Source organism: Streptomyces sp. bgisy027, from assembly GCF_057710365.1.
Genome location: NZ_JBYIVZ010000018.1, coordinates 60657 through 80541 on the forward strand (window position 1 = coordinate 60657; position 19885 = coordinate 80541).

General features: G+C 68.1%; 13 protein-coding genes and 1 pseudogene. 3 read left to right on the top strand and 11 right to left on the bottom strand.

Features of this window, described 5'->3' with window-relative positions; all coding sequences use genetic code 11:
- Positions 1-33: 33 nt before the first annotated feature.
- From AC3ETA_RS20050 to AC3ETA_RS20065, 4 genes are all read right to left on the bottom strand, one after another.
- Positions 34-864, bottom strand: a complete 831-nt coding sequence (locus AC3ETA_RS20050) for a carbohydrate ABC transporter permease (RefSeq protein ID WP_432194276.1) — start codon at positions 862-864, stop codon at positions 34-36.
- Positions 861-1850, bottom strand: coding sequence for a carbohydrate ABC transporter permease (locus AC3ETA_RS20055; RefSeq protein WP_432194277.1), 990 nt, complete (start codon positions 1848-1850; stop codon positions 861-863). The genes AC3ETA_RS20050 and AC3ETA_RS20055 overlap by 4 nt, the downstream gene beginning before the upstream one ends.
- A 31-nt stretch (positions 1851-1881) precedes the next feature.
- Positions 1882-3126 carry a sugar ABC transporter substrate-binding protein gene (locus AC3ETA_RS20060; protein ID WP_432194278.1) on the bottom strand — a complete coding sequence of 415 codons (1245 nt, stop codon included), beginning with the start codon at positions 3124-3126 and terminating at the stop codon, positions 1882-1884.
- A gap of 237 nt (positions 3127-3363) precedes the next feature.
- The gene (locus AC3ETA_RS20065; RefSeq protein ID WP_432194279.1) at positions 3364-4410 is read right to left on the bottom strand and encodes a LacI family DNA-binding transcriptional regulator; all 1047 of its coding nucleotides are present in this window, start codon (positions 4408-4410) and stop codon (positions 3364-3366) included.
- A 366-nt stretch (positions 4411-4776) separates the two neighbouring features.
- On the opposite strand from AC3ETA_RS20065, the gene AC3ETA_RS20070 reads away from it, so the two are divergent.
- Positions 4777-7431 carry a carbohydrate-binding protein gene (locus tag AC3ETA_RS20070; RefSeq protein WP_432194280.1) on the top strand — a complete coding sequence of 885 codons (2655 nt, stop codon included), beginning with the start codon at positions 4777-4779 and terminating at the stop codon, positions 7429-7431.
- Positions 7432-7579: 148 nt separating this feature from the next.
- Here AC3ETA_RS20070 and AC3ETA_RS20075 read toward each other — a convergent pair whose 3' ends face one another.
- The 6 genes and pseudogenes from AC3ETA_RS20075 to AC3ETA_RS20100 all read right to left on the bottom strand — a co-directional run bounded on the left by AC3ETA_RS20075 (position 7580) and on the right by AC3ETA_RS20100 (position 15702).
- Positions 7580-8725: a lactonase family protein gene (locus tag AC3ETA_RS20075; RefSeq protein WP_432194281.1), complete on the bottom strand. Its 1146-nt coding sequence runs from the start codon at positions 8723-8725 to the stop codon at positions 7580-7582.
- 444 nt (positions 8726-9169) lie between these two features.
- Positions 9170-9346: pseudogene (locus tag AC3ETA_RS20080) on the bottom strand (8-amino-7-oxononanoate synthase); the annotation flags it as partial.
- Between the two features lie 12 nt (positions 9347-9358).
- Positions 9359-12541, bottom strand: coding sequence for a family 78 glycoside hydrolase catalytic domain (locus tag AC3ETA_RS20085; protein WP_432194282.1), 3183 nt, complete (start codon positions 12539-12541; stop codon positions 9359-9361).
- Between the two features lie 89 nt (positions 12542-12630).
- Positions 12631-13905, bottom strand: coding sequence for an ABC transporter substrate-binding protein (locus AC3ETA_RS20090; RefSeq protein WP_432194283.1), 1275 nt, complete (start codon positions 13903-13905; stop codon positions 12631-12633).
- Between the two features lie 31 nt (positions 13906-13936).
- Entirely contained in the window at positions 13937-14758 is an 822-nt protein-coding gene (locus AC3ETA_RS20095) for a carbohydrate ABC transporter permease (protein WP_432194284.1), read from the bottom strand.
- The gene (locus tag AC3ETA_RS20100) at positions 14755-15702 is read right to left on the bottom strand and encodes a carbohydrate ABC transporter permease (protein ID WP_432194285.1); all 948 of its coding nucleotides are present in this window, start codon (positions 15700-15702) and stop codon (positions 14755-14757) included. Before AC3ETA_RS20100 ends, AC3ETA_RS20095 begins: the two co-directional genes overlap by 4 nt.
- A 345-nt stretch (positions 15703-16047) precedes the next feature.
- Here AC3ETA_RS20100 and AC3ETA_RS20105 point away from each other — a divergent pair, with 345 nt between their 5' ends.
- Positions 16048-17091, top strand: coding sequence for a LacI family DNA-binding transcriptional regulator (locus AC3ETA_RS20105; RefSeq protein ID WP_432194286.1), 1044 nt, complete (start codon positions 16048-16050; stop codon positions 17089-17091).
- A gap of 203 nt (positions 17092-17294) precedes the next feature.
- On the opposite strand, the gene AC3ETA_RS20110 is transcribed toward AC3ETA_RS20105, so the two are convergent.
- Positions 17295-18599 carry an MFS transporter gene (locus tag AC3ETA_RS20110; protein WP_432194287.1) on the bottom strand — a complete coding sequence of 435 codons (1305 nt, stop codon included), beginning with the start codon at positions 18597-18599 and terminating at the stop codon, positions 17295-17297.
- Positions 18600-18798: 199 nt separating this feature from the next.
- Here AC3ETA_RS20110 and AC3ETA_RS20115 point away from each other — a divergent pair, with 199 nt between their 5' ends.
- On the top strand, positions 18799-19806 hold the full coding sequence (locus AC3ETA_RS20115) for a LacI family DNA-binding transcriptional regulator (RefSeq protein ID WP_432194288.1): 1008 nt from the start codon (positions 18799-18801) through the stop codon (positions 19804-19806).
- Positions 19807-19885: the final 79 nt, after the last annotated feature.

A 19885-nucleotide genomic window follows, 5' to 3' on the forward strand; every position in this document is an offset into this window, starting at 1 on the left:
GGTCCGCTGCTTTGGTGAGCGTGGATCTGGGGCTCAGTCCTTGACCGCTCCGGCGGTGACGCCGGCGGCGACATAGCGCTGGGCGAGGACGAGGATGATCGCGGCGGGCAGGGAGGCAACGACTGCGGTGGCCATGATGGCGTTCCACTCCTGGTTGTTGTTGCCGATGTAGTGGTAGATGCCGAGGGTGATCGGCTCGTGGGCGCCGCCGTTGGCAAGGGTGCTGGCGAAGACGAAGTCGGACCAGGACCACAGGAACGCGAACAGCGACACGGTGACGACGGCATTGCGGCTCATCGGAAGCACCACGGACCGGAAGGTGCGCAGGGGTCCGGCGCCGTCCATCTGCGCGGCCTGGAGCAGTTCGCCGGGGATGCCGGACATGAACGCAGTGAAGATCAGGACCGCGAACGGGACGGCCAGCGTGGAGTCCGCGACGATCAGGCCGGGGACGGACTGGAGCAGGCCGAGCTGGAGGTAGATGGCGTAGAAGCCCATCGCCATGATGATGCCGGGGATCATCTGGGCGACCAGCAGGAGGAAGCTGAGGAGGCCCCCGCCACGCGGGCGGAGCTTCGCCAGGGCGTAGCCGGCGGGCGCGGCCAGCGCCACGGTCAGTACCACCGTGCCCAGGCCGATGACCAGGCTGGTGCCGAGGTAGGGCAGCTGCTGGTCCAGAACGGCGCGGTAGCCCTCCAGCGTGCCGTTGACGGGGAACAGGTCCGGCGGGCTCTTGCGCATGTCCTGGTCACGGGTGAAGGACACGTTGAGCATCCAGTAGACCGGGAAGAGCATGACGGCGGTCAGTGCGATGCCCAGGGCGGTCTTCGACCCCGTACGGCGGCGCGGGTGCGGCGAGTTCATGCCAGTGCCTGCTTTCTCTGGACCCTCAGATACACCAGGCCGAACACGAGCGCGGCGACGACGAGCAGGTTTCCGACGGCCGCGCCAGGGCCGAAGGCCGGGAGCAGATTGCCGAAGCCGAGCTGGTAGGACCAGGTGGCGAAGGTGGTGGACGAGTCCGCCGGTCCGCCCTTGGTCATGATCCAGATGATGTCGAAGACCTTGAGCGTGTACACCAGGCCCAACAGGAGGGTGATCGCGGACACCGGTCGAAGCAGTGGGAAGGTGATGCTCCAGAAGCGCCGCCAGGCGCTCGCGCCGTCGAGGGCGGCCGCCTCGTACAGGCTGCCGGGGATCGACTGCAGACCGCTGTAGAGCACGACCAGGTTGAACGGGACGCCGATCCAGATGTTCGCGATGATCACCGAGGTCAGCGACCACTCAGGTGAGGTCAGCCAGTTCACCGGGTCGACTCCGACGGCGCTCAACAGGGAGTTGACGATGCCGGAGTCGCTGTTCAGCATCCACGACCAGGTGGAGGCCGACACGATCAGCGGCAGCAGCCACGGCACCAGGAACAGGGCGCGCAGGGTCGCCGACAGCCGGAAGTGCTGGTTGAAGAAGACCGCGAGGGCCAGGCCGATGGCGTACTGGAAGAACAGACAGACGGCGGTGAACACCACGGTGTGGGTGAGCGCCGGACCGAACGTCGGGTCGTCGAAGACCTTCTGGTAGTTCTCTAGACCGGTGAACGGCGCGTTGCCCTGGACGAAGGAGCGGACTGTGTAATTGCGCAGGCTCAGGTCGATGTTGCGGTAAAGGGGATAGGCGTAGAAGAGGGCGAGGTAGAGGGTCACCGGGGTGAGGAAGGCCCAGGCGGCCCACTGCTGGGAGGTGGGACGACGGCGGCGCCGGGGGGTGGCGCCTGCCGGGGGCGGGGCGGCGGTTGCCGCCCCGTTCCGGTCGCGCACCGGCCGCCGGTCCGGCAGGTGTGTCGTGCGGTTCATCAAGGGGCCCCGTATGCGGTTGCTCGACGGCTTACTTGACGGCGTTCTGCGCTGCGGTGAGCGCTTCTTTCGGCGACTGCGAGCCGCTGAGGGCGGACTGGACGGCCTTCCACATCTGCTCGGAGATCTTGGGGTACTTGGTGCCGAGGTCGTCGCTAGTGCGTCCCTTGGCCGCCTTGACCGCCTCGACCCAGGGCTTCAGTCCGGCGTTCGCCGCGACCTGCTTGTCCTGCACCTCGCTGGTGGGGGCCACGTAGGACAGGGTGGTGTCGGTGGCGTTGAGGTTGTCGGTGCTGGTCAGGCAGGAGACCAGCTTCTGGGTGGTGGCGTAGCGGCCGGTGTCGCCCTGGACGGGGACGGTGACGAATTCGCCGCCGGTCGGGGCCGCGGCGTTGCCCGCGTCGGCGCCGGGGATGGGCAGGACGCCGTACTCGAAGCCCGCCTTTTCCGCGTTCCCCAGCTGCCAGGTGCCGTTCTCGGCGAAGGCGTAGTCGCCGCTGGCGAACTCCTGCCAGCTGGTGGTCTGGGTGTTGTTGATGACCGAGTTGGGCGCGTAGCCCTTCTTCATCCAGTCGCTCCACAGGGACAGCGCCGACACACCCTGGGCGGAGTCGAGTTCGGTGAGCTTCGCGCCCGAGCCCCAGAACCACGGCAGGAACTGGAAGCTGCCTTCCTCGGTGCCGATGGCGGAGAAGGTGATGCCCTTCTTGCCGGCCTTCTTGACCTTCTCGAGCGCCCCGGTCAGCGACTCCCAGTCCTTGATCGAGGCGACGTCGACACCGGCCTCCTTCAGCACCTCCTTGTTGTAGTACAGAGCGAGGGTGTTGGCGCCGATCGGTGTGCCGTAGGTCTTACCGCCCGACTGGCCTGCCGCAAGCAGGTTGGGATCCATCTTCGAGGTGTCCACCTTGTTCTCCTCGGTCGTGGTCAGCGCGCCCGCCTCCGCGAGCGTCGACACCACGGGGTTGTCGAGGATGAGGACGTCCGGGGAGTTGTCCTGCTGAGCGGCCAGCAGCGCCTTGTTCGTCAGGTCGCTGGTGTCGAACGCCGTCCGCTTGACTTTGACCCCAGCCTGGCTGCCGCAGCTGTCCAGCAGCTTCACCCAGTCCGAGTCCTTGGCGAACTGCGGGTATGGGTCCCAGATGGTGTAGCTGCCCCCGTCCTCCGCCTTCGCGGACGAGGTACCGTCATCGGAGGAACACGCGGTGGCGCCGACGGTGAGGGTGACGACGGCCATGGCAGTGGCGGCGAGGCGGCGTGTGGTGGGTCTGTTCATGGGATGTTCCTCTTAAGTGGTCAGATTCGTGTTGGTACGCGGGCATGCCAGATGGCGAGGACACGGGGAGCCAGCCTGTACCCGGCACCTTCGGCGTTCGAGGAGCGGGGTTCAGGGCGTTTCGGGGGGGGCACAGCCCCCATGGCCCGGTCGAAGGGGCAGAGCCCCCGAGCAGGGACGGCGGGGACGAAGGAGTCATCCGGCGCGGACAGTCGCGGCCACGACGGAGCCGACCGGTCAGGTGTGCGGGTCGGGAACCAGACTCACCGGCGCGGCCGTGCCCGCGGGCCCGGTGCTGGCGCGAAGAGAGATCGGCGGAACGAGCAGTTGGTGGCGAGGCGACGCGTCAGGCTGGTCGAGCCGCTCGACGAGCAGTTCGACGGCCAGCCGCCCCATCTCCGCCGCCGGCACATCGGCCGCCGTGAGCTGCGGAGTCACCGTCTCGGCCCACCTGGCCGCGACCACACCGGTGACGGAGAAGTCGCGCGGCACATGGCGACCCGCATGGGCCAGCCCTCGGTAGAGACCGCCCAACGCGGCCTCGTTCAGTGTGACGAGGCCCGTGGTGGCGGGATCGTCGCGCAGGATCCGCTCCAGGCAGGTCTGTCCCGAGGGGGCGTCGTCCTCGCAGGTGTACGTGTGGACGGTGAGCCCACGCTCCGCGGCGGCCTTGGTGAACCCGTCGAGTCCGCGGTGCGCCGACTCGTACCCGGCGCGCAGCAGCCGCTCGGGCCGGTTGACGAAGGCGATGGTGCGGTGGCCCAGGTCCGCGAGGTGGTGGACACAGGCCGCGGCCAGCGCGGTGTGGTCCAGGCCGACCCACCAGTCGTCCTCCGGCTGCGCGGTGCGGCCGATGCAAACGGACGGGAAGTTCTCGGCGAGCAGGTGTTCGACCCGGTCGTCCAGAAGCCTGATCTCCATCAGGATCGCGCCGTCGACGCGTCGCTCCCCCAGCAGCCGCTGGAAGGAGCGGTCGCTGTCCACACCGCTCGGTGAGAGCAGTACGTCGTAGTCATAGGCGGCCGCGGCCTCCACCACGCTGCCGATGAAGTCGAGCTGCATGCCGGTGTAGTGGTTGCCCGCCGGCGGGAAGACCAGACCGATGGTGCTGGTCCGGCCGTTGGCCAGGGCCCGTGCGCTCGCGTTGGGCCGGTAACCCAGCTCGTCGATCACCCGCTGGATCTTCTCGCGCGTGTCGTCCGAGACCGGGCGCTTGCCGCTCAGTGCGTACGACACGGTGCTCCGCGAGACACCAGCCTGCTTGGCGATCTCACCGATGTTCACGGGCACTCCTTCATCAGAGTCACATGCGACATTCATCGAACCGGTTCGCGTGAAGGGACCGTAAGAGCTGACCACCCGCCTGTCAATGCCTTGCGCTCACTTGCCGAAACACGCCAGAAACTGGCATGTAGCGCACAGAAAGTCGTGTGAGGAGTATTGCTGGCGTGGTTAGCCGGTGCTAGCTTCCGGCGAACCGGTTCGACATGCGCCACCGGCCCCTCCACGCACTCGCTTCCCCCGTGCCACGGGACGGGCGTTGCCGAGCCCATGTCGAACCGGTTCGACACATGAATTCGCCCCCGCACGGACAAGACGGAGACTTCAGTGCGACGTAGGAGAAGAACCACAGGAGCAGGAGCCGCGGCGGTGACCGTAGCGGTCCTGGCCACCGCACTCGCCACCACCACCGGCACCGCCGGCGCCGCCGAGCCGGAGCAGCTCGTCGTGGACCTCGGCACCGACACCGGCGCCTTCCACGGAGGCGCCTCCGGCTCGCTCTACGGTGTCTACGGCGACGGCGTGCCCAGCCGCAACCTGCTGGAGGGCATGCATGTCCGCACGGTGTCGACGAAGGCGCAGGACGGGCCCCAGCACCCGGGAGCCGACGCTCTGGAGATGCTGCCGCCGTTCGTCGACTCCGGCGGCAAGGACGTCTACATCTACATGACCGACATCTACCGCGGCTTCCCCTACCAGTGGCCGGGCGCCGACGGTCCTGCGCGGCTGGCCGACTTCAAGGAGAAGATCAAGAAGCAGGTCCAGCAGGTCATGACCATGGGCGAGTACAAGGACCACGTCGTGTACGTGCCCTTCAACGAGCCCGAAGGGAACATGTTCGGCACCGGCGAGTGGAGCTACAACAAGGTCTCCTGGCTGAACAACCCGCAATACTTCTTCGCCGCCTGGAAGGAGGTGTACCAGCTCATCAAGGAACTCGACCCGGACGCCCGCATCGCCGGCCCCAACACGTCCCTCCTCTTCGACCAGGTCAAGGGCTTCCTTCAGTACTCCAAGGCCAACGATGTCGTCCCCGACGTGATGACCTGGCACGAACTGTCGTCGCCCGCCGCGGTCCGCACGAGCGTGGCGAAGTACCGGCAGATGGAGAAGGACGTCGGCCTCGGCCCGCTTCCCATCAACGTCAACGAGTACGGCCACAACTACCACCTGTCCGTGCCCGGCCAGGTCGTCCAGTGGGTCTCCGCCATCGAGGAGTCCAAGATCGACGCTGACCTGGCGTACTGGAACATCGACGGCAACCTCAACGACTCGGCCGTGGAGGCCAACAAGGGCAACGGCCAGTGGTGGCTATTCAACGCCTACGGCCAGATGTCCGGCCACACGGTCCAGGTGACCGCCCCGCACCCCAACCAGCAGTACACCCTCCAAGGCGTCGCCACCCTCGACGAGGACAAACAGCAGTCGCGGGCGATCTTCGGCGGCAAGAGCGGCGACGCCGATGTCGTCTTCAAGAGCATCGACCCCAAGCTGTTCGGCAAGACCGTGCACGCCACCGTGCAGGAGATCCCCTGGACCGGGCAGGTCGGCGACTCCGCCCAGCCGCTGCGCCTGGCCGACCAGGAGCTCACCGTCGGCGCCGACGGCACCGTCACGCTCCCCATGACCGGCATGAACGAGATGTCGGCGTACCAGGTCATCCTCTCCCCCGGCGGCAACGGCGGCGCACCGGCCGAACCCTCGGTCAGCTGGCGCAAGACGTACGAGGCGGAGAACGCCATCTACACCGGCAAGGGCTATTCGAAGAATGGCCCCGAGGGCTCGCCGAAGAACGTCGGGAAGTTCGCCACCTCCGGCGCCTACAACGTCGGCGGCCTGCGCACCGGCTCCGACGGAGTGCTCTCCTTCGACGTCGAGGTCCCCCAGGACGGCACGTACGACCTCAGCGTCTTCGCCAACTCCTACAACCTGTACGACCTGGTAAAGGAGCAGGGGCCCACCAACGTCTTCCTGCGCGTCGACGGGGAGAACCCGCAAGAGCTGAAGCTGCCGCTGGGCTACAAGTGGGTGGTCTGGGGGCACACCGACACTAGCGTGAAGCTGACCGCGGGCAAGCACCGCATCACACTCGCCGCACAGGACCCCGATCTGGGCGTCACCAAGGGCGACGCCATCATCGATAGGATCGACCTGTCCCTGCGCGACGAGCGTGTGGCGGCGCCGGCGGTCTACGAGGCCGAGTACGCCACGCTGACCGGAGCGCGCCCCGGCTACACACACCCCGGCGCCTCGGGTCCCGGCGCGGTGTCGCTGGCCAAGGGCGACACGGCGACCTTCTGGGTGTACTCCCCCAGGGCCGGTGAATCGACCGTGTCCGTCGATCACTTGGGCGGTGGCCGGGCGAGCCTGTCCCTCAACGGCGACAAGCTCGACATCCCCAAGGTCGGCAAGGGCAAGAAGGGCAAGCAGGCCACGGACGACGTCAAGCTGTTCCTGTCCGGCGGCGTCAACAAGATCACCGTCACCGGTGACTCGGGCGGGTTGCTGCTCGACCGTCTGCGTGTCACCCACTCCAGCGGCACCCTGGTGCCGACGGTGTACCAGGCGGAGGAGGGCACGGTCAGCGGCGCCGCCAAGGTGACCGACGCCTACACCTTCGCCTCGGGCGGCAAGGCCGTCACCGGCGTCGGCGACGGGAAGGCCAACGCGCTCACTCTCGACGTCGCCGCCACGCGCTCCGGCCGCCACGCGGTGACGATCCGCTACTCCAACGCCGAGCAGGCACCCGCCACCCACTACAACCCCGATCCGATCGCCCGTCACGCCGACCTCTCGGTCAACGGCGGCCCGGCCCGTCGCGTCCTGTTCCCGACGACCTTCCACTTCAACAACTTCTGGGAGCTGACCGTCCCGGTCACCCTGAAGAAGGGCTCCAACCGGCTCACCTTCACCGCCGAGGAACTTCCCGACTTCAACGGCGACACCTACAACCAGTACGACCAGCGCTCCCCGTACGCACCGGTCATCGACCGCGTCGCCGTCACACCGCTCGCACAGCGGTAGCCGGCGGGCGAGCCCCGCGGGGCTCAGGGGTTCGGATCAGGTCCTGCGTCGGTGCCAGGCGCAGGGCCTGATCCGTCTCGTTCGGTCCGAACAGCCTTCAGTCCCGTCTCCGGCCCGGTCCACCGTGCGCGAAGCCGACGACGTGGCGTCACACCGCGACGATGCCCTCCATGCCCGACTCATCGAACACGGGCAGCCCCTCGACCGTGGTGACCTTCGTGAGGGCTCCGTCCTTCTCAACGCGGAAGCCGTCCACCGTGCCGGAGAGCGCGTTCTGGACGTACACGAACCTCGCGTCCTCGGACACCGCGAGGTCGATCACGCCCTGCGACTTCGCGGAGGGCGGCGCGGCGATCCCGGCGCTGTTGGTCAGCGAGAGCCTGCCGTGCTTGTTCATGCGGTAGCCGCTGACGGTGGAGTTTCCGGTGTTTCCGCCGTAGAAGAAGTCGCCCGCGCGCTCCAGCCAGCACAGGACCTCCTGCCCGTTGGTGAGCGGCTTCTGAAGCACCTTCAGCCTGCCGTCGTGCCGCACCTTGTACACAGTGACCGTGGACTTCTCGGCCTCCGCAACCAGCATCCGTCCGTCCCTGTCGAAAGTAATCGCGAACGGTACGTCGCCCGCGGACTTGTTGATGACCGGCTCGGCCACCGCCGGCTTGCCGTTCGGCTTCAGCGGGAAGACCTCGACGGTGTTGGCGGCCTTGGTGGTGACCACCAGGTTGCGACCGTCCGGGGTGATCTCAACCTCGCCGGGAGAGGTGTCGAAACGCGGGATGTCCTCGTTGTCCAGGCCCAGCGAGCGGTGGGATCCCTTCAGCGGCTTCAACCCCATACCCGTGATCCGGAATCCCTGGACACTGCCCTCGCCGCCCGCGTTCATCACGTACGCGATCTTGCCGCGCACCGCGATGCTGGAGGGGAACTCTCCACCGGACTTCACTACTTGCCGGTCCGTCAGCCTGCGTCCCTCGACGCGGAACGAGGTGACGGTCCCGCTGCCCGCGTTGACCGACAGCAGCCGTCCGGACGCGTCGTCGTACACGAGCGAACCCTGGGAGGCGAGCGAATCGGTGGGCGCGTCGACCTGATCACCTCCCTGCCCACCGGTCGCGTAAGATCCGGCGGCCGTCAGCTTGCCCGCCTCGTCCCGCGCGAACACCCGGATCGTGTTGCCGTCAAGTTCGTTGCCCTGGACGAACACGGCGTGATCGGCGCCCGCCGTGGTACGAGAGGACTGACTGGCCGAGGCCATGGACACGGCGACCGACGCGGCCGCGACGGTGGCGAGGGCCATGCCGCCGATCACGATCCTCCGGGTCCGGGTCCCGGACCTCCCCCGGTGGCCGCGGCGCGCTCCGCTCCGCCGACTCTGCCGATTCCGCTCACCGTGACTGCTGCTCATGTTCATGTCCCTCCTACTTCAACCACGTTGCCCGTGGTCCCCTATTGACCGTCGGCACTGTCTGCGGACGTGACAAGAGTGACCAGGGGGCAGCATGAGGCGGGGGGAAACGGACCCCGCGTCAGACTCTCGTAAGCAGGAGCTCCGACAGCCGGTTTCGTGGGAACCGCCCTGCCGTGGTGCACAGCTCGTGGCTCCGGCGGCAGGCTTTCTGCGGATCGTGCGCCGATGCCTAGGTGGTGGGACACAACCGGTGGCGAGCACCAACCGTTGAACGGCGCATCGCCGCCCGCTCGTTCCTGCCGCCTGTGCCCTGTCGCCCCTGTCGAATGTGGACTACCGCACCCGTTCTGTGCTGGGCGCGTTCTTCGTGATGACGTCAGTGGCGTACACGATCTGCTCCTCCGTGAGATCGGCACGGGCGGTCAGACGCAGCCTCGACGTACTGTCAGGGACGGAAGGCGGGCGGAAGCAGCCCAGCGCAGCTTCGGGCGAAGGCGCTCTGACCGAGATCCCGCATCTCAATCAGCTCTGTCTGTTTCCGGCTTTCCGGGCATCGGTCGGTCGATCCCGGGTGATGAAGGTGTGCTGCCCGGAGCCGACGGCATACGTGGCGCGATCGCCCATGGGCATCCGTATTTCCGCCGTGGTGTTCGGCGGGAGGTCCACGTCGAGCCGGAACCGTCCGTTCTTGAGGGTCCACCGCGCGGACACCGCTCCGTACGGCGTGCGGTAGCTGCCCTCGGCATGGGTGAGGTCCCCGACCGGGCGGGGGTCGATCACGAGCTCCCGATAACCGGCCTTGCCGCGCGCCCGGCGGATACCGACCAGGCCGCTGTGGAACCACTCCTCGATCTGCAGCAGGATCATGTGGTTCTTGGAGTTGCCCAGGTCCCACTGTTCGGGAATGGTCGTCAGACCATGGGGATTGGCGGTGGTGGGAGCCATGAAGTAGCCGTAGCTCGGGCGGGTGTCCTCCTGGAGGACGTCCCACAGGACGTCGTCGCGGCCGCCCTCGTGCAGGGCCCGGACGATCGGGGCGAGGCCGATGGTGCCGCCGCTGAAGTGCGGCCCACCCCCGAACGGCCGGTGAGCATGGACCAGTTCGACCAGTGCGTCGAGCACCTTCGGGCGTTCGCCCTCCGGTACCAGTCCCTCGTCCAGCGCCAGCGCCTGCGCGGTCTGCGTTCCCCCGGCACCGCCCTGGTCGCCTTCGGCGGTGTAGCGGCCGAGAGCGGCGTTGTAGAAGGCGTCGTTGAACGCGTTCTTGATGTTGGCCGCGAGATTGCGGTACTCGGACGCGTCGGCAGCGCGCCCGATCAGGGTTGCCATCCGGGCCATCCGGTCGGCGATCTGGTAGTAGCCCCAGGTTCCGGTGATACGGCCCGAGGTGTTCTCGCTTGCGATCCAGTCGGCCAGGGCCGCGTTCACGATGTAGGCGTCCGCGCCGGTGCCGGCCTTCTTGGTCCTGATGTAGTTCAGGAAAGCCTGCATCTGCGGGTAGTAACGGCTCATCGTCTGTGTGTCGCCGTACGTCTCGTACAGCAGCCAGGGCACGAGGATGATGCCGTTGCCCCAGTTGATCTCGTCACCGAACCGGCCGGTGTAGCCCCAGTCGTAGACCGGGGCCTTGAGCGCCACATTGCCGATGTTGTCGCCGGCCCTGGACTGGCCCTCCGCCAGGTGACGCTGCATGGTACGCAGGTAGGCCGCATATCCGAAGGTGCGGTGGAGGGAGCCGAAGGGCTGCACGTAGTCGGCGGGGTAAGCGAGCTTTTCGCGGCCGGGGCAGTCCGTGAAGGTGGACATGGTGTTGCTCATGATCGAGTAACGGGCCATGCGGTGAATGCGGTTGATCCGGTCGTCGGAGGTCCGCAAGGAGCCGGCCGCCGGCACGTCCGCGTGGATCTGCAGGCCGGTCACCGTGTCCGCGGTCGGTACGTAGCCCTCGGGCAGGCCCGTCACCTGCAGCCACTGCATGCCGAAGTAATGCAACTGCGGGTGCCAGCGCTCGCCTCGCCGGTCGCCGTACGTCGTGTACGCGGTGAAGACGTCGGTGCCGCGGGCGGGGCCGCCACCCATGATCGACGCCTGGTGGACGGTGCCGTCGGCGTTCAGCGACTCGGCAGGGTACAGCTTGACCGTGGTGCCGGCCGGGAGCGGTCCGTCGAGTTCGAGCACTGGCCATCCGGCGAAGTTCTGGCCGAAGTCGAAGACCCACACGCCGGGTTGCGGCTGGGTGACGCCGACCGGGCGCAGCCTGTCGACGATCTTGAGTGGTTCGGCCGTCCGCCAGACCAGTTCCGTGGTCAGGTTGGGCGGCGGGGCGATACCGGCGTCGACCCAGCCCATGGCCGTGCCGTCCCGCCGCCTCGCCGATTCGCCGAGATCCGCGCCGGGAGCGGTCCAGCCGGGCTGTTCGCGCCGGGCGTCGTGGTCGGAACCGGAATACCAGTTGGCGGTGGCGGTCGGGCCCAGGGCCGTCCGCCACGAGCGGTCGCTGACCACGGTCTGGACCGTGCCGTCGGCCTTCGTCAGTTCCAGACGGGCGATCAGGCGTGGCGGGACGGCCGCGCCCGCACTCGGGTCGGTGCTCGCGAGGGAGTTGCCGGAACCGGTGACGGCGGCACCGTTCTCGTGCCCGGCCCCAAGGCCGGGCTCGAAGCTGATGCCCGTGCCGTCGGCGCCCGCGGTGCCGACGGCGGTGATGGTGCGGGACTCCAGGCGCTCGCCGCCGTCGCCGGTGTCGATGTTGACGGTGCCGCCGACGTGGTAGTTGGCCACGCTGCTCACCTTGATGGTGGTGGCGCCCCGTCCCGCGGGCGCGACGAGGGTGCCGCTGCCCTTGAACTGACTCTGCCACCAGCTGTACGGGGCCGTGCGTCCGGTCGCGGAATTGGTGACGGACCGGGTCACCAACGCCGTGCCGTGGCTCACTTCGACACCCAGGGTGTTGTCACCACGGCGGATGAGGTGAGTGACGTCGTGGACCCGGTACTCGGTGGAGAGCTGGTAGTTGGAGTTGCCCGGGGCCAGCACCTCGTCCGTGACGGGCCTGTCGTTGAGTCGCGCCACATGCAGCCCGACGCCCGACAGGTACAGCCTCGCCCTGACGATCTTTCCCCCAGGCCCGTGCACCCGGAAGGCACGGGCGAACACGGGCAGCGGCTGGTCGACGGTGCGGCCCGGGTACTCGATCCAGCGGGCCTCGCCCCAGTCGGAGGGCTTGAGGAGCCCCATCTCCCATGAGGCGGGCCGGCTCCACGGCGTCGCGCCACCGTCGGCGCTCCACGCCCGGACCTGCCAGACCACCCGGTCGCGTGAGGCCGGCGCCGGGCCGTGCCAGGCGATGTCGGTCTGGGCCGAGGAGCGGACCTTGCCGCTGTCCCACAGCAGACGGCCCCGGTCGAGATCGGCTTCCGTGCGCGCGGCGCGAATCCGGTAGGCGGCCTGGGTCCAGCCCGCGCCGGTCCCGACGACCCGCCAGCTCAGCCGCGGGGCGGGATCGTCCACGCCGAGGGGGCCGTCCTCGCGGCCGTCCACGGCCAAGCCGGTGACTCTCGCCCCGTGCCTGTCGCCCCCCTCGTCGGCGTACGCCGCGGAGACAGGGAGTCCGGGAACGGCCGACACGGCCAGCCCGGTCGCGGAGACGGCCATCGTGCCGACCACCTTTCTACGGCTCAGCGCTCCGCGCGAGAATTCAGGCATGCCAAACCTCCGATTACGAAATCCGTTGTGAACGTCTGCGCGATTCCGGAGAGTGCCATCGGCCGCGCATGCGGCCGACGGCACGTAGGTCAGCTCCCGGCCTTGTAGTCGGCGTCCATCTCGTCGAGGAGTTTCTCGGGGGTGGACTGGCCGCTGAAGATCTCCTGGACGCCGCTGACCAGCGTCTGCCCGACCTTGGCACTGGGCCAAAGCTGGTCCATGAACGGCACCGTCCGGTCCGCCTCGACGAACTTCGTCACCTCGGCCAGGGACGGGTCCGCCTCGAAGCCCGTGTCGGGCAGCGTGGGCAGACTGCCCTGCTTCTCGACGAACAGGTTCATGCCCTCGGGCGACATCACGAAGTTCACGAACTTCAGGGCGAGTTCCTTGTTCTTCGCCTTCGCGTTGATCGCGTAGCCGGCGCCCGCCGCGGCCGGCATCATGGTCTCGGACGGGTTGTCGGCGGCGGGTAGTGCCTTCAGGGTGAAGGTGGCCTTCGGGTTCTTCTCCTTGAGCAGGGTGACCACCCAGTTGCCCTGCACGATGCCGAGGGTCCTGCCGGTCGCGGCGAGTTGCTGGCTGGCTTCGTAGCTGGTGCTCAGCGGCTTCTTCTGGAAGCAGCCTGTCTTCTCCATCGTCAGGTACTTGTCGAGGGCCGTGGTCCACGGCGACTTGGCGAAGGTGGCCTGGCCGGCTTGCATCTTCTCGTCGAAGTCGCGGTCGTCTCCATAGACGGTCGTGGCGACCAACGCGTACAGCACGAGCTGGTCGACCCAGCCGTCCTGGATGCCCAGAGCGAAGGCGGGGGTTCCCTTCGCCTTCGCGGCGCGGCAGAAGTCCAGCACCTCCGTCCAGGTGCCCGGCGGGGTGAGTCCGGCCTTCTCCATCGCCTGGTCGTTGTAGATGGCGCCGATGCCGTTCAGCCCGAAGAGCGCGGTGTACGTCTTGCCCTCGTACTCGGTCATGTTCCTGACCGCGTCCGGCAGTTTCGCGACCCAGGGCTGGTCCGAAATATCACGCAGGTAACCGGGTTCGGCCAGGACCTGAGTGGCCGCGGCGTTCCCGTCGCCCGGCCAGACCGACATCACGTCCGGTGCCGTTCCCGAACTCAGCTGCGTGCGGATCTGCTGCTGGTACTGGTCGGTGCCGGTGACGGTGTAACGGACCTTGACACCCGGGTTGGCCTTCTCGAACGCCTTGACGACGGCATCGATGGAGCCCTGGTCCTGCGACGCGAGCGTGAGGGTCTGGGAGCCGCCCGAGCCGCCGCCGGAGCCGGCATTGGTGCCACCGCTGCAGGCGGTCAGGAGGAGGACGGCGGCTGTCGCTCCGGCGATCAGGGCCGTGGGTGTGCGTGTGTTCATGGTGTCTCCCTTGAGGAGGAAGGGTGGGTTGTCATCCCTTCAGCCCTCCCGCGAAGCCGCTGATGATGCTGCGCTGCAGCAGGAAGTAGACGATCAGGACGGGCAGGACGCTGATGACCAGTGCGGCGAAGATGAGGTTCCAGTCGGTGACGTACTGGCCGACGAAACCGGCGATCGCGACCGGCAGGGTCTGCTGGGCGCTGCCGCTGAGGTAGAGCAGCGGAGTGAAGAAGTCATTCCAGACGGCCACCGCGTTCAGCACCAGGGCGGTGACGGTGACCGGCTTCAGCATGGGCAGGACCACATACCGGAAGCCTTGCAGCGGTGTGCATCCGTCGATCAGGGCGGCGTCCTCGAAGTCGCGTGGCAGGGCACGCAGGAAGCCGACGTACAGGAAGATGGTGAAGGGGACCTGTAGGCCCGAATAGAAGAGGACCAGCGCCCAGGGGCTGCCGAGCAGACCGAGATCGCGCATGGTCTGGTACAGCGGCAGTGAGGCGAGCTGGAAGGGCAAGATCAGGCCCAGCAGGACGAGCAGGTAGGTCGCCCGGGACCAGCGGGCCGTGATCCGGGCGAGCGGGTAGGCCGCGAGGGAGGAGACGGCCAGCACGATGGCGACACTGCACACCGTCACCAGCACACTGTTGGCCAAGGCGCCGCCGAGTGCACCCTGTTGCCAGGCCTCGGTGAAGTTGCCGAGGGTGGGTGAGGTGGTGGGGCGGACGGGTGAGGAGGTGTCGGACGTCGGCCGCACGGCGAGGTTGACCAGGACGTACACCGGAAAAGCGACGAACAGGGCCCCGGCGATCATCGCCAGTTCGAGGGCGAGGGTGCGCGGGCGGTAGCGGTTCATGACGCGGCCCTCTCGTTGCGGGACAACATGAGGTACTGGCCGGTGGATGCAATCGCCACGACGATCGTCAGGACCACCGCGAGGGCGATGCTGTAGCCGAACTCCCCCAGCGTGAAGGCGTCTTTGTAGATCAGGGTCGAGATCGTGTCCGTCGCGTGTCCCGGTCCGCCGCCGGTCAGCGCGAACACCTGGTCGAAAAGTTTGATTCCACCAATGATCGACAGCATCAGGTTGATGGTGAACGCCGGTGCCAGCAGCGGGCGGGTCACCGACCAGAAGCGCCGTACGGGACCGGCTCCGTCGATCGCCGCGGCCTCAAGGACCGCCCTGGGCACGGACTGAAGTCCGGCCAGGAAGATGACCATGGAGTAACCGGCGAACTGCCACACGACGACCCCCACCACGGCCCACAGCGCGAGGTCGGGATCTCCCAGCCAGTCCTGCTCCCAGCCGCCCAGCCCGACAGCACCCAGGAGGCTGTTGACCGCGCCGTCCGGACCGAGCAGGTTGCGCCACAGGTAGGCGGTCACGATCGGGGTGATCACGGCCGGGGCGAACAGGAACACCCTCAGGACGTTCCGCGACCTGATGGCCGAGTTGACTCCGAGGGCCAGCACCAGCCCCAGCGCGTTCTGGACGATCGTGATCGACACGGCGATCAGCAGGGTGTGCCAGACGGCCTGCCTCGCGTCGGCATCGCTCAGCATGGCGGAGAAGTTGTCCAACCCAACGAAGGCGAAGTCGGGGTTCAGCCCGTCCCAGTCGGTGAACGCGTAGTACACGCCCCGGACACTCGGCACCAGCACGACGAACGCAAACAGCAGCAGTGCTGGCAGCGCGAACCACCAGGGCGGGGTGGTGCGTGCACGGCGGACACGCGCCGTCGGGGCTGGGACCGAGAGTTGACCGCGGTCCGGAAGCCGGTCGTGTGGAGCGAGGGTCACAGGCGGACCTACTTCCTTGAAACGTTTCATCAAGGGGCCGGGCAGGATCGGGTCCGCTCGGCGGCATGCGGGAGGGGTACCGGCTGTTGGTGGGCGCTCGGGTGAAGTCCGGCGTCGGCCACCCGTCGTCCGGACTGGATTTTGGGTAACGTTTCTCACAGGGTGGTGCCAGACCTTAGAGAGCCTCCACGGTGACGTCAAGATGCCGAGCAGGCTGCGTGATTGTTTCGTCGCCAGGACACCCAGGACGTGGCGGAACGGGCGGATCAGGGCCACTCCTGCCCACGCCTCAGAATCCACTCGTAGACTTCCCCGACAACGTTCCCCACCACTGGAGGGCACCGGATGGAGCCGCCCGCACCACCGCGCCGCGTCACCATCGTCGATGTCGCACGGCACGCCCAGGTGTCCACTACCACTGTCTCGAAGGTGCTGCGTAACGCCTACGGAGCGAGCCCCAAAATGCGCGCCAAGGTGCGCCGGGCGATCGACGAACTGGGATACCGGCCGTACGCGGCCGCACGAGGTCTACGCGGCCAGACGTACACCATCGGCGTCATGCTGCCCGATATCCGCAACCCCTTCTTTCCTGAGATCCTCGACGGGATCACCGGCAGACTCGCGGAGACCGACTACCAGGTCTTTCTGGGGCCCGGCGGCTGCAACGACGAGAAGGCGGAGGTACACGTCACCGAGGCTATGATCGACCGGGGCATGGACGGCATCGTCCTCGTCGCTCCCGTCTCATCACGCGCTCATCTCGAGCACATCGCCTCCCTCGTACCGACCGTCGTCGTCGGCCGCCACGGGCATTCCTTCGCCTACGACGCCGTCACCGATGACGACATGGCTGGAGCGGCCTTGGTCATAGGCCACTTGGCCGACCTCGGACATCGCGAAATCGCCCACATCGAGCACCACGAAACCGACCCCACGCGCATCGCGGAGATGCCCAACGCGCAGCGCGCCGAGGGGTATCGGCGCGCCATGCAGTCCCTCGGACTGGCCGAGGAGATCGACATCGTCTCCACCAGCTACACGCAAAAGGGCGGATACCAGGGCGCCAAGGAGCTCCTCGCACGCCCCCGCCGACCCACGGCCGTCTTCGCCGGCGCGGACATCGTTGCCATGGGTGTCCTGGAGGCCTTCGCCGAAGCTGGGGTTTCCGTGCCCGGCGACATCTCTGTCGCCGGTTATGACAACACGACCTTCGCCGCGTTCGGTCCGATTTCTCTGACCAGCGTCGACCAGGCCGGCCACGAGATCGGCGACAACGCGGCTCGCCTCCTGCTGGAGCGGATAGCCGACCGGCGCAAGGCTTCGGTTCAGCTCAAGCTCTCCCCCACTCTCGTGCCGCGTCGAACCACCGCTCCCCCCTCCCGGCTGTGACGCAGCACGCCGGTCAGCGTTGACGCAATGTAGTCGTCCGCGAGGTTCACATGGGCGAGCCGCAAGAAGCGACTCCGCCTACGAACCCGGTTTCCGGGGAGCGCGAGATGACGATCCACTCGGTGGAGTCCGTCTTCGCCCTGGCCCGAGATCATCCGACGGGACCGGGAGGAAGGCGCCTTTTCGGCTCGCACGGTGGAGGATCACACGGCTGTCTTCCAGGGTCCGTCGGCCGCGGGCGTGTCCGGTGCCATCGGCTCTTCCGGGCGGGGGACGGTGGGCAGGCGGGGCACCCAGGCCAGACCTATGAGCGCCGCCACCAGCGTCACGGCAAGGAGCAGGCCGAAGAACAGTTGGGTGTGGCCCAGGGCAAGGGCAGGCGTGCCCAGCGCAGCCAGTCCGGCGACGGCTCGGGCAAAGGCCATCGTCACACCCTGGGCAGTGGCCCGCAGCAGGGTGGGGAACAGCTCCTGCGACCAGACCTTGTAAAGGGACTCGCCGGCGAAGGAATTGCCGAGGCCGGAGATGAGCATCACGGCGACCAGCGTGAACTTGCCGGGGCCGAGCAGCGTGGGGAGCGCCCAGGCGATGACGATGAGGGCGGTGCCGACAGCGAACCAGACATGCCTAACGGGCCGGTCGACGACCCGCATGAACACGAGGCCGGCGAGGAAGCCCATCGGCAGTCCGAGGAGGGCCAGCTGGGAGAACTGGGCGACCTCCCCCTTGGCGAGTGCGGTCCACAGGAAGGCTCCGAACTGGCCGAGGGTGTTCGCGCCGAGGTTCCAGGTCGCATAGTACAGGCCGGTGGCGATCAGGGCGTGGACGGTCGGCACTCGGAAGAGATCGCGGATACGGCCGAACGCGATGGTCTCCGAGTCCGCCGCCGGACGGGCGTCGGCGGCCCTGCGCGCGGCTGCCCATTCGGCCGACTCCGTGAGGCTGAGACGCAGCAGCACCACCACGACCGCCACGACCAGGAGGTGGGCGAAGAGGATCCGGCCGCCGAGCATGCCCTGCACTCCCATGAAAGAACTCAAGCCGAGCACGGCCACGATGCCGGCGAGCCACAGCATGCCGGAGAAGGCGACCATGGTGCCCTTCCTGCCCGGCGGTGCCTCCTCATCGACGAGCGCGAGCGACACGGGAAGATCCGCGCCGATGGCGAGGCCGGTCGCCATGACACCGGCGTACAGCAGGGCAGGTCCGGCGGCCACGAGGAGAAACAGGACGCCTACCGCGTAGAGCACGAGCGAGACGGTAAACACGGTTCGGCGGCCGAACCGGTCGCCCAGTCGGCCGCCGAACAGCGCGCCGACCGCGAACGCCAGCGTCTGCAGGCCCAGCAGAGACCCGACGACGCCGGCGGCGAGCTGGAGCGGCCCGGCATAATAGCCCCCGAGGGCGATTCCTGACGTGACCAGGGCCGCGGCGTCCAGGTAGGAGGCCATGCCCGCGAGGGTCGCGATCTTCCATGGGCTCGTCGTGGCGTCCCTGATGCCGGACACGGCTCCTCCTCTACAAGCACCGGGAAGGGGATGGGAAGCTTGGTCAGCCGGCTGCGAGTCGTCGGGCGACGGTGCGCGGGCACTGCTCGGGGCGAGAGGCGCCTACTCGTTTCACTGACGCGTGCCAGTCGCGTGATCTGGCCGGTAAGCTAACCGCGGCCGTGGGCATTAAACAAGAGGTGCGACCGAGGCGAGGCGGGTGACCGGATTGTCCGGCGGCAGACGGGTGACCAGCGCGGATGTGGCGCGGGAGGCCGGAGTCTCCCGCGCGACGGTGAGCTACGTCCTCAACGCCGTCGCCCATCAGAAGATCCCCGAAGCCACCCGGCAGCGGGTGTGGGATGCGGCCAGCCGGCTGGGCTACGCACCATCGGCCGCGGCGCGTGCCCTGCGCACGGGGCGCTCGGAGATCGTGCTCGGCCTGCTGCCGGACTGGCCGATCGAGCACGTCCTCGGCCGGCTCATCCAGCAGCTGACCAATGCCTTCGCCGAGAACGGGCTGACCTTCGTGGTGCACTCCTCGGCTCATCCCGCGCGCCCCCTGCGGGACATCTGGAAAGCCATGACCCCGGCGGCGGTGCTGGCCCTCCAGGCGTTCGACGACCTGGAGGCCGAGGCCATGCGCGCGGCTGGAATCGAGGTGGTCATGGCAATGCACGGGCCGATACGGAATGAGCCCGGCCCTCCCCTGGTACCCGAGCAACCGATCGGCGCACTCCAGGCAAGGCACCTCGCCGCACCCCACCGCAGGCTCGGCTATGCCTACCCCGACCTGCCGGGACTCGACGTCCTGGCCCAGCCGAGGCTGGACGGCGTCCGCAGGATCTGCGCAGAACTGGGCCTGCCGGAGCCGGACGTCCGGACAGTGCCCCTCGACGCGCCGGGTGCCGCCGAAGCGGTGAAGGCATGGCTCGCCGCCGACCCGCCGGTGACGGGGATCTGCGCCTTCAACGACAATGTCGCCCTCGCCGTGCTCGCAGGCCTGAGCCAGCTCGGACTGCGCGCTCCGCAGGACCTGGCCGTGATCGGCGTCGACGACATTCCCAGCGCGGCGCTGGCACAGCCACCGCTGACCACGGTCGTCCGCGACACCGACGCCATCGCGCGGGGCCTTGCCCGCCGCGTCATCGACACGCTGGGCGGCAAGCAGGTTCCCGCCCAGCCCCTCCGGGACGACCTCCTGCTCCGCGTTCGGGAATCCGCCTGACCGGCGCGCGCGGAAACGCCGGAGGTGTCGGCAGTCCCCCTGCCCGTCTGCTGCGGCCACACGCCTTCCGACCGTCCGG